The organism is Hymenobacter plasmatis, from assembly GCF_020711255.1.
Classification (GTDB): domain Bacteria; phylum Bacteroidota; class Bacteroidia; order Cytophagales; family Hymenobacteraceae; genus Hymenobacter.
On record NZ_JAJFAW010000006.1, the window covers coordinates 85,784 to 99,636 of the forward strand.

The window sequence follows — 13,853 nt, forward strand, 5'->3', positions numbered from 1 at the left end:
GGGGCGGATAGTAAAGATAGCACGACGGTAGCGCCGGCCCATGCCCCAGCCCTACAAAGCAGCCAAGGCCTCGGCCACGCTATATAGCGGCGCCAAACAGGCCTGATTGCGGCAGATGTGCACGGCCGTGCGGCCTTGCGGCGCGGGTTTCAGGAGCTTAAGCAGCGGCAGCTCCGAGCTTTTCTTGGTGCCGGCCAGCACGGTATCAAACAAAAAACGCCGGCTAAGTTCTTGGCGAAAAATTTCGACCTTGGGCCCGATGATAGCCAGCTCGGCGCCGGGCCGCAGCAGCGCCGCGTACAGCGAGGCCCAGTTGGTGAGGTGCTGCGGCTCTTTCACGACCAAGTGCCGCACTTGGGCCAGCATATCGGCCGCCAGGTCGGTGTAGCGGGTGTTTTCCAGGTGGCGGCCCAGGCGGCGCAGGTTGTGCGCCATCACCGAGTTGGACGCGGGAATCACGTTGTCGAACAGCTCTTTCTTGCGAATAATAAGCGGCTCGGCGCTGCTGTCGGTGTAGAAAAACTGCGTTTCGGCCGGGTCAAAGAAGTTCTCGAGCACATACTCCGTAAGGGTCTCGGCCTCGCGCAGCCACGTTTCGGTGAAGGTTACCTCGTACAGGCTGATGTAGGCTTGAATGACCAGGGCATAATCTTCCAGGAACCCACTGATGCTGGCGCGGCCATTTTTGCAGGTCCGGTACAAGCGCGGCCCCTCCCGCAGATTGGCTTGAATGAAGCGGGCGTTGCGCTCGGCCACGACCAGGAACTCCGGCTCGGCAAAGGCTCGGTAGGCATCGGTGAGGCCCTGCAGCATGAGGGCATTCCAGCCGGTGAGGATTTTGTTGTCGAGGCCGGGGCGCACGCGGGTGGCACGCACGGCCATGATTTTCTGCTTCCAGCCAGCTACCAGCTCCGCCACCACGGCCGTGGTCAGCTCATGAGCGGCCGCAAATGCCTCGTCGCTTTGGCGGCGGTGCAGGATGTTGCGCCCGTGTTCCCAGTTGCCCTGCGCCGTGCAGTTGTAGTAATCGGAAAACAGCGGCTCCTCGTCGCCGATAATTTCGCGCAATTCGTCCTTGGTGAACACGTAGAATTTGCCTTCTTCGCCTTCGCTGTCCGCGTCCAGCGACGAATAAAAGCCCCCATCGGCATTGGTCAGCTCCAGCCGCACAAATTCGATGGTATCGTACACTACTTCCCGGAATAGCTCCTCTTGTGTCACCTGGAAGGCTTCGCTGTAGAGGCTCACCAATTGGCCGTTGTCATAAAGCATTTTCTCGAAATGCGGCGCCAGCCATTCCGCATCCACCGAGTAGCGCGCAAACCCACCGTGGGCATGGTCGTAAATGCCGCCCCAAGCCATTTCCCGCAAGGTGAGCACCGTTTGGTCCAGCAACACCTTGCTGCCGCTGATGGCGTGGGCGCGCAACAAAAACCGCCAAATGCTGGGCATCGGAAACTTGGGCGCGCGGTTCATGCCGCCCCGCTCACGGTCAAACTTCACGCCCAGGTTGTAGTCCAGCAGCTTGAATTCCTCATCCGAAACCCCCGCCGGCCCCGTTTGCGGAGCCACACCAATGGCTTGCAGCGCGTCAAGATTATCAGCAGGCTTGCCGGCGCCCTGCTTTTGTGCGCCGTACTTCTGCAGCTCGCTGGTGCCTATCACCTCCATAAACCGCTCGGCCGACTGCTCCAGTTCGCTGCGGTGCTCGCCGGCGTAGGCTTGGCCGATATTCTCCAGCAGCTTCACCCAATTTCCCTTTGGAAAATACGTGCCGCCATAAAATGGCTTGGCATCGGCGGTCAGGAACACGTTGAGCGGCCAGCCGCCCTGCAGGCCCATGGCGTGCAGGGCATCCATGTAAATCTGGTCCACGTCGGGCCTTTCCTCCCGATCCACCTTGATGCACACGAAGTGCTGGTTCATCACCGCCGCCACGGCGTGGTTTTCAAACGATTCGCGCTCCATCACGTGGCACCAGTGGCAAGCGGCATACCCGATACTTACTAGAATCGGCTTTTGCTCAGCCTTGGCCCGGCTCAACGCCTCCGTGCCCCATGGATACCAGTCCACGGGGTTGTGGGCGTGCTGCTGCAGGTAGGGGCTGGTTTCCTCAGCGAGGCGGTTCGTGGGTTGTGAAGCGTGGGCCATGGCAGCAAGATAGGAAAGGTATTAAAACACCAAACCCGGCTTCGAGGGCCGGGTTTGGTTTGAAAAATGGTTAGGCAGGCTTTGCTGGCTTCCTAGGCGCCCGGGGTTTGGGCGCGGCTGGTTTGGGCGCTGTAGGTTTCGGCCCGGCCGCCTTCGGCTTTGCAGCTGGCTTGCGTTTGGGCGCCGGTACCGGAGCTTCTGCTGGTACGGCCGCGGCGGGAGCCGTGGGCACCGGCTCAGGTGTTGGCTTTACGGGTCTGGCCTTAGCCGCAGCGGCCTTTTTGGGTGCTGCCGGTTTCTTCGCAGCAGGAGCTTTTTTCTTCGGCTCAATTTGCTCAATCAAGGAGGCCGAAGAGCCGGTCATGCGGCCGGCGGCTACCTGGGTACGCAGGTCCAGCGCGTCTGGAACTGGCACAACCGGAGTATCAACGGCCGGCTTTTCAGCACGGGCTCCGCTGACCGCTCGCTTAGGGCGGTTGGAGCGCCGCGGAGGCGCTTGAGCCGCGGCTGTTTCGGAAGCAGCCTCGTTTGTATCCGGCGCGACGACTGGAGTTGCGGCTATTTCCGGGGCGGCGTTGGGCTGGCTTATGTGCTTGTTGCGCTCAGCCTCGTTGCCTGCCGTTGGCTCAATTTGCTCAGCAGTACCAGATAGTTGTTCAATACTGCCCAGCCTGGACTCCGGATTTAGCTCAGCTGAAGCGGCAGCAGCGGTAGTTGCATCCTCAGCTGTGCCGCTTTGCATCGGCGCCTTTCGGCCTCTGTTTCGGCTGTTGCGCGACTTAGCTGGCGCGGCATTAGGCGCTTCGCTAATAATCGCTGGTGCTGCAATCGGTAACTCAACCGGCGTCGGGATGGGCGCTTCAGCGTCGATGTTTGCTGGCGTTTCAGTAGTAGCCGGAGCTTCAGCCGGAGCAGCATACAGTTCCGCCCGCGATATGCGGCTCAATTCATTATTGCGCCCCCCACGCTTCACCGGGACCGATTTGGTGATGACCGAGGACTTTTTGCCTTCTGGCCGCAGGTTGCTGCTTTCTGGCTGCGCATCCGGTAATGGTGCGTTCAGCTCAACTTCGGCCGGAGCAGTGGGCTCCTGGCCAGGCAGGATTTCGCCGGCGGCAAGGCGAAGCGCGTTTTTGCGCGCAGTGCGTTTAGCCCCACCTCTTGAGCGGCGTTTTTTCTTCTTCACGCCATCTTCGGCGCCAGTAGCGCCATCCGAACCCGCCATGGGAGTGGCCGTAGCGGCTTGCTCCAAAAGATGTTCGGCCGCACCCAGCTGGGTAGGGGCCAGGGCTGCTTGAGCATCCATCTGGTCGTCAGCAAAGGCCGCAGCGCCCTGGAATTGCTCATTCTCAGCGGGTATCTGCGGTTGTTCTTTGCCTCGCCCATCGCGGCGGCCTCGTTCCGGCCGGCCAGAGCGTGCCGCCCGCTGCGAACGAAACTCTTCGGGCGACAAGCGCGGCATGCGAGTTTCAGAATTAGGTAACGCGACTGATTCCTGAGGCGCTATTTCGACTTCAATAGAAATGGAGCCTTCGCCAATATCAATTCGCTCCTCATCATCCTGAACAAATTCTTCCACTTGCGGCAGCGCAGGCATGGGCAATGCGGCCAGTTTGGCTCTCACCTCGCTCAGTTCATCCGTCACGGCCACCTTTCGCAAGCTCAGTTGCTCCAATTTGGCAAGCGTATTTTCCAAGAACAGGCGGTGCTCGGGCGCGCTGGCATGCAAAGGGCGGTGGCCCAACGACTGCCGTACCGATGCCCATTCCTTGCGGAACCGGCCAAAATCAACGTCGAAATACGTCCGGGCAAACTTGTCCCAAATATACTCCTCAGCTACTTCCGAGGGATGCAGCATGTCGGCCGAATAAAAGCGGTAGTCCCGCAAATCGTCCAGCAAAAGCTCGTAAGCCGGGAAATAGGCCACGCCCGGCAGCAAGTCGCTCAAAATATGCGTAGCCACTCGCAGCACCGACTTGCTCACCGAATTCAGCGGCAGCGTGTCCTTTAGGTGCCGGACCGGGCTCACCGTGAGCACAAAGCGCAGATTGGGGTTGATGCGCCGCAGGTAGGCGTGCGTTTCGGCCAAGCCGTTGATGATTTCATCCGGGGTAAGCAGCTCCCGCACAAACAAGTCGGCAGACTGCTTGTGGCAGTTGTTTACTAGCTCACCAGTTTCGCGCAGGCGGTAGGCCCACGCCGTGCCCAGCGTGAGCAGCACTACATCAGCGCTGCGGAGGAAATCGCCCGTGCGCCGAACCAACTCGTGAATTTGCTGGAGCAAGTCCACGGGCGAATCGGCCCCGATGCTGCCATGCAGGTCGTAGCTCTGCCAGCGCCCGCGCGCTTCCACCACGTGCTGCTGCCAATCGACTTCTTCGCCGGCCGCAGCCCGGAGCAATTTGGCCAGCACGAGCGGCTGAAACACGGTGCCAAAGGGGTTTACCAGGGTTTCCACCTTGTTGGCGGCCAGCCGCAAGCCGATGCTGTCGGCAAAGCAGGAGCCCATGGTTAAGACGCGTGCCGTGCGCGGTAGCTGGTCCGTGGCCGGGGCAATAGAGAGTTCGGTTCTAAACATCAAAGCAAAAATAGCCCTAAAGCCGTGTTTGGCCCGAAGGTGTAATAAAAAAGCCCCACCAAAAGGCAGGGCTTTTCTAATCGTGGTTGAGCGAGAACTACTCGGCTACAACGCGGAAATTAATCGTCTGCTTCACTTCCTTGTGCAGGTTAGCGGTGGCAGTGTAGTCGCCGGCAGCAGAAGGCTCCTGGTCGAACGACAGACGCTTGCGGTCTACGTCCACACCTTTTGCTTTCAGCGCTTCGGCCAATTGCAGGGTGGTAACACGGCCGAAAATCTTGCCGCTTTCACCCACCTTGGCACGAATTTCCAGGAATGCATCACCGATTTGGTCGGCAATGGCTTGGGCATCGCCTTTGATTTTGTCGGCTTTGTGAGCCGCCTGGCGCACGTTCTCTGCCGTGATTTTCTTGTTGGTTTTGTCGGCCAGCATGGCCAAACCCTGCGGCAACAAGAAGTTGCGACCGTAGCCCGATTTCACGGTCACGATGTCGTTCTTGTAGCCGAGGCCCTTAACGTCGTCTTTGAGGATGATTTCCATGGGATTGTTGGGTTGTCAGTTGGTAGTTGCTTGTTGTCAGCCCAGGCCAAAGCCCGTCAAATGACAACGGTAACTAGCAACTAATGACTAACTATTTCAGAGCGTCAGCTACGTAGGGCATCAAAGCCAAGTGGCGGGCTTTTGCAATAGCCTGGGTCACTTTGCGCTGAAACTTCAGGCTGGTGCCGGTGAGGCGCCGGGGCAGCACGCGGCCCTGCTCGTTCACGAACTTCAGCAGGAAGTTCGGGTCTTTGTAGTCCACGTACTTAATGCCGTTTTTCTTGAAGCGGCAGTATTTCTTGCGGGTGTCCTGCGGCTTGTTCATAGCCGACCGGTCGTTGTTCCGGTTGTATGCGGGAGTTGCCATGTTACTACTGGATTATTGGGCTACGCCTTCGGTTTCTTTTGCAGCCTTTTGCAGATTCATTTCGCCGTTGCGGCGACGGTTGTTGTATTCCACGGCGTGCTTATCGAGCACGGTGGACAAAAACCGGATGACACGCTCGTCGCGGCGGAACGCCAGCTCAAGCACGTCAACAATATTACCAGTTCCAGTGTACGACAGGCAGTAGTAGTAGCCTGTGGTCTTTTTCTGAATTGGGTACGCCAGCTTGCGCAGGCCCCAGGCTTCAGTGGACAAAATGGCGGCGCTATTTTCCTTAAGCACCTGGGTGAACTTCTCGACCGTCTCTTGCACCTGGCTCTCGTTCAAAACGGGAGTTACGATGAAGACCGTCTCGTAATTTCTTACTTCCATTACGACGGGGTGAAAATTTGGGGGTGAAAAAATTGATTGGGGCGCAAAGGTACTGACTTTCGGGTAGATTGCCAAGGGCCGCGGTTATATCCTTTAATTATAACCGACGGCATAACCTTATTATAATGGATGAGGTAGAGAAAGGAGCAGTAGTACAAAGACGGGAGCTGCCGCCTTCGTCTACTTCGCCATTTGTTAGGAAGGCAAGGTTGACCCTGCCTCAAGTCCCTAAATCATCGATTCTATGCGGAAGCTTAACAAAAATGCTTATATCAAAATTGTGATTCAGGAGATTACTCCAACTAATCCGGTCGTTTGGTGTAGAAGGTCGAAAGCAAAACTTAGTAATGGGTGAGAAAAAGGGCAACTAATTGGGAATAGGGCAGGAGGGGCTAAAATGGCCCGATATGCCCAGCCAAGGATGCCCAGAAATTGCATTTCACTTTTTGCCGCCTACGATTCCTGACCTACATTTGTGGCCTTGAAATGCCCTAGCGTTTCGTTTTACCGTCTATTTTCTTATGAATAGCATTCGACTTCGTTCGTTACCTCATCTGTTGCTGGCCCTCTTGCTCACGTTTGCCGGCGCCCAACAGGTTGCCGCTCAAGGAGCAAGTGCCACTGCCGATGTGAAAAAAGAAGGCGTGGTGCCCGGTGCCACTGCTGCTGCTACACCCGCAACCGTTGCCGCTCCGGCTGCCGGAGGTGGCGATGCCGCTGCCATTGCCGCCGGCGATGCACTATTTAAAGGCAACTGCGCCCAGTGCCACGCCGTGAATGAGCAGGTTGTGGGCCCCGCCCTGGCTGGTATCAGCAAGCGTCGTCCTATCACCTGGCTTATTCCTTGGGTGAAGAACTCGAGCAAAGTAGTGGCCAGCGGCGATGAGTACGCGGTAGCCCTCTTCAACAAGTTCAATAAGCAGCAAATGCCCTCCTTTGCCCTGTCGGACAAGGAAATCACTTCCATTATTGCTTACGTTACTTCGGAAGAAGGCAAGGCCTCAACTGTTGCCACGGCTGGTGTTACCGCCGGTAATGCTGCTGCTACCGACGGCCAAGAAGCAGGTGGTGCCGAAGCTGGTGCTGGCAAATACGTTGATATTCTTCTCATTGTACTGGTTGTAGTACTGATAGTTTTGGTGGTGACGCTGGTTATCATCGGCAACCTGATGAAGGATGTGCTGCGTGGTCGCAAAGACCTCGACGGCCGCGATGTTGAAATCCTGGAGCAGCGCTTCGATTGGGGTAAGCTGTACCGCTCGCCCGTGCTGCGCGGTATTGTAGGTGTCGTGTTTGCCCTCGTTTTACTTTATGAAGGCGTACAAAGCGTAATGGCTGTGGGCCTGACCCAGGGCTACCAGCCCACCCAGCCCATTGCTTTCTCGCACAAGCTGCACGCTGGCGAGCACCAGATTAACTGCGCTTATTGCCACACTTCGGTGTATAAGAGCAAATCGGCTAACATTCCTTCGGCCAACATCTGCATGAACTGCCACTCGCAGATTAAGACCGAGTCGCCCGAAATCAAGAAAATCTACCGCGCCATCGAGCGGAAGCAGCCCATTCAGTGGGTGCGCATTCACAACCTGCCCGACTTGGCTTACTTCAACCACTCGCAGCACACGCAGGTGGCTGGCTTGCAATGCCAGACCTGCCACGGCCCCATCCAGAACATGGAAGTGGTATACCAGTATTCGGCTCTTACCATGGGCTGGTGCATCAACTGCCACCGCGAGATGCCCCTCAATACCAAGGATAACAAGTACTACGACAACCTCGTGAAACTGCACGACACCAAAAACGCCGGTGCACCTTTCACGGTGTCCTCGAATGGTGGCACCGAGTGCTCGAAGTGTCACTACTAATAAGTAGACTAGGCATTAGGGCCTTGGGGATTTAATTCTGCCAAGACCCTTCAACGCTGCTGTTTTACTATCGCTACAAAAAAAAGATTCCGCTCAAAAATCAAGTACCTCTCGGCTTAGCCGGCCCCAAGCCACTAAGACCCTGAGTCCCTAAGTCCCCGAAAATGAAGTACTGGAAAGGAATTGAGGAACTGGAAAGCGCCCCGGAGTTCATGCAATCGGCATTTGCCGAATTCATGCCGGTCAAGGAAAGCCACGCGAGCAGCGATGCGACCTCGGCTCCCCGCCGCGACTTCCTCAAACTAATGGGTTTTGGTGTGGCTGCGGCCACCTTGGCTTCTTGCGAAACTCCGGTTCGCAAAGCCATTCCGTACCTGAACAAGCCCGAGGAGATTGATCCAAGCATCTCCAACTTCTACGCTTCGACCTATTTTACTGGTGCCGATTACAATGCGGTATTGGTGAAAACCCGCGAAGGCCGGCCAATTAAGCTCGAGGGTAATCCCGAGTCTCCTATCAACCGTGGCGGTTTGTCGGCACGGGCCCAGGCAGCCGTTTTGAGCCTGTACGATGGTGGCCGCTTGCAGCACTTTGCCATTAAGTCGGGCAACGAGCACCAGAAAGCGGAAGTTGCAGCGGTTGACCAAGCCATTCGCACGAAGCTGGCGGCTACGACCGGCCGCATTGCCATCGTTTCGCCAACTATCATCAGCCCAACTACCAAGAAGGCGATTGCTGAGTTTGCTACGCGCTATCCCAACACCACGCACGTCATGTACGACGCGCAATCGGTAACTGGGCTGCTGCAGGCCAACAACGGCATTGTGCCCGGCTACAATTTCAGCCGCGCCAACATCATTGTGAGCCTCGGAGCTGACTTCCTCGGTACTTGGATTTCGCCAGTTGAATACAGCCGTGCTTATGCGATGACCCGCAAGATAAATCGGGACAAGCGCAGCATGTCGCGTCATTACCAGTTCGAGACGGCAATGACGCTCAGCGGTAGCAACGCCGACATTCGCGTGGCTGTGAAGCCATCCGAAATGGGCGCCGTGGCTCTTGCCCTGTACAATGCCGTGACCGGTGCAGGCGGTGCCTCTTCCTATAAGAATGACAAGCTGGCCCAGGCTGCGGCCGACTTGAAGGCCAATCGTGGGGCTAGCCTCGTGGTGTCCGGTTCAAATGACCCAGCCGTTCAGTCTTTGGTTACGGCTATTAACCAAGCCTTGGGGAACCTCGGTACGACCGTAGACCTAACCGCTCCAAGCTACGTGCGCCAAGGCGACGATGCCCGCATGGCGGCTTTGGTGAATGACATGAACAACGGCAGCGTTGGGGCAGTCATTTTCTACAACGCTAACCCAGTATATAACCACCCGCTGGCCGCGAAAGTAAAGTCAGGCATTGCAAAAGTGCCGCTGACCATTTCGCTGAACGACCGGCTAGACGAAACCGGCATTCTCTGCCAGTACGCCGCACCGGACAACCACTGGTTGGAATCTTGGAACGACTTCGAGCCGAAGCGTGGCTTCCTGAGCCTAGCTCAGCCCACCATCACCCCGCTGTTTGAAACTCGTCAAGCCCAGGAGAGCTTGCTGCGTTGGGCTGGTAACAACACCACCTACTACAAATACCTGCGCTCTAACTGGCGCGCCCTGACCCCCACCGACGCTGCCTGGGATAAGGTAGTGCATGATGGAGTGGCTACTGGCTCGGCTCTGCCACCTGCTCCCGCTATGCTCCATGCTGCTCTAGCTCCTGATGCAGCAGCAGCCCAACTTCAGCGCCCTGCTAGCTCGACTGGTATTGAGCTGGCTCTGTATGAAAAGGTAGGCATCGGCGCAGCTGGTTGCGAAGCCAACAACCCTTTCCTACAGGAGTTGCCTGACCCCGTTTCCAAAGCCACTTGGGGCAACTACGTGGCTGTGCCGCGTAAGATGGCCGTTGAGAATAAGTGGAAGCAAAACGACGTCATCAAGGTGTCAGCAAATGGCTACAGTATTGAACTGCCGGTGCTGATTCAGCCTGGTCAGGCCAATGGCACCGTAAGCATTGCCTTGGGCTACGGCCGTACTCTGGCTGGCAAAGCCGGAGATAAGGTAGGTGCTAACGCTGCTCCCCTGGCAATGATTAACGCCAATGGTACCATGTACAACAACGTGGTGACCCTGACCAAGACCGACGCTACCTCTCCCATTGCCCAGACTCAGACCCACCACACCATTATGGACCGCAAGCCGGTGGTGCAGGAGAACACGCTGGCTCAATACATTAAGAACCCCAAAGAAGTAACCGAGTACGAGAAAATTGCCACGCCTGACGGGTTGGAGAAACCTAATAAAGTTTCGCTGTGGCAGGATTACTCTTACAACAACCACCACTGGGGCATGGCAGTTGACCTCAACTCCTGCATCGGCTGCGGCTCGTGCGTGATTGGGTGCCAAACCGAGAATAACACGGCCGTAGTGGGCAAGCAGGAGGTTATCAACCGCCGCGAGATGCACTGGATGCGCATTGACCGCTACTACAGCTCAGACCACCACAAGGATGAGTTTGAGACGGTAGGTAAAGTAGGGACTTATGCTGCCATGGAAGACCCTTCGGACAACCCGCAGGTAATTTTCCAGCCTATGATGTGCCAGCAGTGCAACCATGCTCCCTGCGAAACGGTGTGCCCAGTACTAGCTACCACGCACAGCACGGAAGGCCTCAACCAGATGACGTACAACCGTTGCATCGGTACCCGCTATTGCGCCAACAACTGCCCATACAAAGTGCGTCGCTTTAACTGGTTCTCTTACTACTCCAACGAGAAGTTCGAGACGGTGAACGGCCACATGTTCACCGACCTCGGCCGTATGGTGCTGAACCCCGACGTGACCGTCCGGGCCCGCGGCGTAATGGAAAAATGCTCGTTCTGCATCCAGCGCATTCAGTTGGGCAAGCTCGAAGCTAAGAAGCAGAAGCGCCGCCCGGTAGATGGAGAGATTGTTTCGGCCTGTGCCCAGTCTTGCCCCACCGAAGCTATTGTATTCGGTGATATGCGCGACCCGAACAGCCGCCTCAGCCAGCTGTTGCGCCGCGAAGACGGCGAGCGTGCTTTCCACGCTCTCGACGCCATCAACGTGCAGCCCAACGTGACCTACTTGACGAAGATTCGGAACGCGGAATCGGAGTTCTTCGCTAAAGAAAACGCTTAATAATCACTAACCTATAAGATTATGCAGCACGTATCAGCCGTACGCGAGCCGCTCGTAACCGGGGGTAAGACGCTACACGACGTAACGCAAGACATCTGCTATCAGGTAGAAGCCAAACCTAACATCCGTTGGATGGCCGCCCTGAGTGTAGCCCTGTTCTTTTTGGGCGTATTCTTCTATTCTGTTTACCGCACGGTGTGGTACGGCATCGGGGAGTGGGGCCTGAACAAAACCGTAAACTGGGCCTGGGACATCACCAACTTCGTGTGGTGGGTAGGTATCGGTCACGCCGGTACGCTGATTTCAGCCGTACTGCTGCTGTTCCGTCAGAAGTGGCGGTCTTCCATCAACCGGGCCGCGGAGGCCATGACCATCTTCGCCGTAATCTGTGCCGCCATGTTCCCGGTGTTGCACATGGGCCGTCCTTGGTTGGCTTTCTATGTGTTCCCGCTGCAAAACACGCTGGGTTCGCTGTGGGTGAACTTCAACTCCCCGTTGCTCTGGGACGTGTTCGCCATCTCGACCTACTTCACCGTGTCATTGGTGTTCTGGTACATCGGTCTGATTCCCGACTTCGCTTCTATCCGCGACCGTGCCAAAGGCACTATCGCCAAGTTTAGCTATTCCATGTTGAGCTTCGGATGGAAGGGTTCTGCCAAAGCTTGGTCGCGCTACGAAACCGTTTCGCTGATTCTGGCCGGCGTGTCGACTCCGCTTGTACTCTCGGTACACACCATTGTATCCATGGACTTTGCTACCTCGGTTGTACCGGGCTGGCATACCACCATCTTTCCTCCCTACTTCGTGGCAGGTGCTATCTTCTCGGGCTTTGCCATGGTACTCACGCTGATGCTGATTACCCGGGTGGTATTCCGCTTGGAAGATTACATTACGCTCGAGCACATTGCGCTCATGAACAAAATCATGATGGTAACCGGCTCTATCGTAGGTGTTGCTTACATCACGGAGTTCTTCATTGCCTGGTACTCACAGGTTGAGTTTGAGCAGTATGCTTTCATCAACCGCGCAACTGGTCCTTACTGGTGGGCTTATGCCTCGATGATGACCTGCAACGTTATCACCCCCCAGCTGGTGTGGTTCCGTCGGGTTCGTTACAGCATTCCGCTCACGTTCATCCTCTCCATCATCGTTAACATCGGTATGTGGTTCGAGCGTTTCGTAATCATTGTAACCTCGTTGCACCGTGACTACCTGCCGTCGAGCTGGGCTATGTTCTCGCCTTCTATCATCGACATTGGTCTGTATGTAGGCACCCTGGGCTTGTTTTTCACTTTGTTCTTGCTCTTCGCTAAGTTCTTCCCTGTGATTAACATGGCCGAAGTGAAAACCATCCTGAAGTATACGGTGGATAACGGCCCGACTTACAATCCTCAGAAGGCCGCCCACGCTCACGCTCCTCAACCAGCCATCGGGGCTCCGGCTTCGGCACCCATAACTTACAACAAGCATGACTAAGCGCTTTGCCGTCGGCATCTTCGAAGACGAAGACGTGCTGCTGCACGCCGTAGAGAACATTCGCGCCGCTGGCGTGAAGATTTACGATGTGTTCTCGCCTTATCCCGTTCACGGCATCGACGATGCCTTGGGCATCGAACGCTCGCGTCTGCCTATCGCTGCTTTCTTCTTTGGCATGACAGGCCTGGCCTTCGCGCTGTGGCTGCAGATTTACATGCTCGGCTTTGACTGGCCGATGATTATTGGTGGCAAGCCGCACATCGCGCTGCCCGCCTTTATTCCGGTTGCGTTCGAATTGACGGTGTTCTTCACCTGTCATGGAATGGCCATTACCTTCTTTACGATTCAAGGGCTTTACCCTCGTCCTAAAGTACCGGTAATTGATGTTCGGGCCACCGATGACAAGTTTGTCATGGCTATCGAACTGGATGAAACCAGCTCGCAATTTTCTCGGCTGACCCAGCTGTTGCGCGAAAACGGCGCTTCAGAGGTCAACCAAAAAGAAATGACCAACAACTAATGACGCATTCGCTGAACCTTAGCTTGCGCGTTTCGGCGCTGCTGCTGTCCCTGGGGCTAGCCACGGCTTGCACTTCCCGGCCCGACGACCCCGGTGTGGAATATGCCCCGGAGATGTATGAATCCATTCCCTATGAGCCGTTGAAGCAAACCAACTTTAACCGGGTGAATGCCTTCGGTATCAACGAGCGTATGCCTCCGATTGCTACCGTTCCGCGTGGCAAACTCAGCTACTACGACCATATCCCGAAGGATAGTGTCGGCATTGCTGAGCGCACGTTGCGTAACCCTTTTCCCTACACCAAAGCAAATCTGGAAGAGGGCAAAGTGCTTTATACCCGCATTTGCTCGCATTGTCATGGCGAAGCCGGCGATGGGCAGGGACCGGTTGGCCTAAAATTCAAGGGCGTTCCGAATTACTCTGCGGGTGCCTACAAGACCATGAACGACGGGCATATTTACCACGTCATTCAATGGGGCCGCAACCGCATGATGCCCCACGGCTCAATCGTGAACCCGGAGGAGCGCTGGAAGATTGCCATGTACGTGCGCGTTCTGCAGCGTGGCGAAGGCCCCGATGCTCTGAGCAAATTGGTAGTAAAAGGCCCTGCCTCTACTGCTAACGACTCTACTGAGATGACTGACCGGGCCAATCAGGGCCCGGTAGGGGAGGCGCAAGCCAATAAAGCCTCTGAGACCCCAGGCCAAGGCGGCACTGTTGCCCCCAATGGCTCGGGCGTTACCCACACCCCCGGCAACAAATAAC

General features: G+C 56.4%; 10 protein-coding genes. 5 read left to right on the forward strand and 5 right to left on the reverse strand.

Annotated elements, in window-relative coordinates:
• Window positions 1-51: 51 nt before the first annotated feature.
• The 5 genes from LJ738_RS06125 to rpsF all read right to left on the reverse strand — a co-directional run bounded on the left by LJ738_RS06125 (window position 52) and on the right by rpsF (window position 6,027).
• Window positions 52-2,151 (reverse strand): thioredoxin domain-containing protein, encoded by a 2,100-nt coding sequence (locus tag LJ738_RS06125; RefSeq protein ID WP_227785428.1) that lies wholly within the window; start codon window positions 2,149-2,151, stop codon window positions 52-54.
• Window positions 2,152-2,221: 70 nt separating this feature from the next.
• Window positions 2,222-4,729 (reverse strand): GSCFA domain-containing protein, encoded by a 2,508-nt coding sequence (locus LJ738_RS06130; protein WP_227785429.1) that lies wholly within the window; start codon window positions 4,727-4,729, stop codon window positions 2,222-2,224.
• A 97-nt stretch (window positions 4,730-4,826) separates the two neighbouring features.
• Complete coding sequence (gene rplI / locus LJ738_RS06135) at window positions 4,827-5,270, reverse strand: 50S ribosomal protein L9 (RefSeq protein WP_092677482.1); 444 nt, start codon at window positions 5,268-5,270, stop codon at window positions 4,827-4,829.
• A 91-nt stretch (window positions 5,271-5,361) separates the two neighbouring features.
• Window positions 5,362-5,595 (reverse strand): 30S ribosomal protein S18, encoded by a 234-nt coding sequence (gene rpsR, locus LJ738_RS06140; RefSeq protein WP_035561439.1) that lies wholly within the window; start codon window positions 5,593-5,595, stop codon window positions 5,362-5,364.
• Between the two features lie 54 nt (window positions 5,596-5,649).
• On the reverse strand, window positions 5,650-6,027 hold the full coding sequence (gene rpsF / locus LJ738_RS06145) for a 30S ribosomal protein S6 (protein ID WP_227785430.1): 378 nt from the start codon (window positions 6,025-6,027) through the stop codon (window positions 5,650-5,652).
• Window positions 6,028-6,548: 521 nt separating this feature from the next.
• Here rpsF and LJ738_RS06150 point away from each other — a divergent pair.
• The 5 genes from LJ738_RS06150 (at window position 6,549) to LJ738_RS06170 (ending at window position 13,852) form a co-directional block, all read left to right on the forward strand.
• On the forward strand, window positions 6,549-7,892 hold the full coding sequence (locus tag LJ738_RS06150) for a c-type cytochrome (RefSeq protein ID WP_227785431.1): 1,344 nt from the start codon (window positions 6,549-6,551) through the stop codon (window positions 7,890-7,892).
• 164 nt (window positions 7,893-8,056) lie between these two features.
• Window positions 8,057-11,092 (forward strand): TAT-variant-translocated molybdopterin oxidoreductase, encoded by a 3,036-nt coding sequence (locus LJ738_RS06155; protein ID WP_227785432.1) that lies wholly within the window; start codon window positions 8,057-8,059, stop codon window positions 11,090-11,092.
• Between the two features lie 21 nt (window positions 11,093-11,113).
• Window positions 11,114-12,568, forward strand: a complete 1,455-nt coding sequence (gene nrfD / locus LJ738_RS06160) for an NrfD/PsrC family molybdoenzyme membrane anchor subunit (RefSeq protein ID WP_227785433.1) — start codon at window positions 11,114-11,116, stop codon at window positions 12,566-12,568.
• On the forward strand, window positions 12,561-13,088 hold the full coding sequence (locus tag LJ738_RS06165) for a DUF3341 domain-containing protein (protein WP_227785434.1): 528 nt from the start codon (window positions 12,561-12,563) through the stop codon (window positions 13,086-13,088). Before nrfD ends, LJ738_RS06165 begins: the two co-directional genes overlap by 8 nt.
• Entirely contained in the window at window positions 13,088-13,852 is a 765-nt protein-coding gene (locus LJ738_RS06170; RefSeq protein ID WP_227785435.1) for a c-type cytochrome, read from the forward strand. The genes LJ738_RS06165 and LJ738_RS06170 overlap by 1 nt, the downstream gene beginning before the upstream one ends.
• Window position 13,853: the final 1 nt, after the last annotated feature.

What these genes read in the sequence shown, in the direction of transcription:
- LJ738_RS06125 (WP_227785428.1), bottom strand. Translation starts at nt 2,151, where the DNA reads ATGGCCCACGCTTCACAACCCACGAACCGCCTCGCTGAGGAAACCAGC.
- LJ738_RS06130 (WP_227785429.1), bottom strand. Translation starts at nt 4,729, where the DNA reads ATGTTTAGAACCGAACTCTCTATTGCCCCGGCCACGGACCAGCTACCG.
- rplI (WP_092677482.1), bottom strand. Translation starts at nt 5,270, where the DNA reads ATGGAAATCATCCTCAAAGACGACGTTAAGGGCCTCGGCTACAAGAAC.
- rpsR (WP_035561439.1), bottom strand. Translation starts at nt 5,595, where the DNA reads ATGAACAAGCCGCAGGACACCCGCAAGAAATACTGCCGCTTCAAGAAA.
- rpsF (WP_227785430.1), bottom strand. Translation starts at nt 6,027, where the DNA reads ATGGAAGTAAGAAATTACGAGACGGTCTTCATCGTAACTCCCGTTTTG.
- LJ738_RS06150 (WP_227785431.1), top strand. Translation starts at nt 6,549, where the DNA reads ATGAATAGCATTCGACTTCGTTCGTTACCTCATCTGTTGCTGGCCCTC.
- LJ738_RS06155 (WP_227785432.1), top strand. Translation starts at nt 8,057, where the DNA reads ATGAAGTACTGGAAAGGAATTGAGGAACTGGAAAGCGCCCCGGAGTTC.
- nrfD (WP_227785433.1), top strand. Translation starts at nt 11,114, where the DNA reads ATGCAGCACGTATCAGCCGTACGCGAGCCGCTCGTAACCGGGGGTAAG.
- LJ738_RS06165 (WP_227785434.1), top strand. Translation starts at nt 12,561, where the DNA reads ATGACTAAGCGCTTTGCCGTCGGCATCTTCGAAGACGAAGACGTGCTG.
- LJ738_RS06170 (WP_227785435.1), top strand. Translation starts at nt 13,088, where the DNA reads ATGACGCATTCGCTGAACCTTAGCTTGCGCGTTTCGGCGCTGCTGCTG.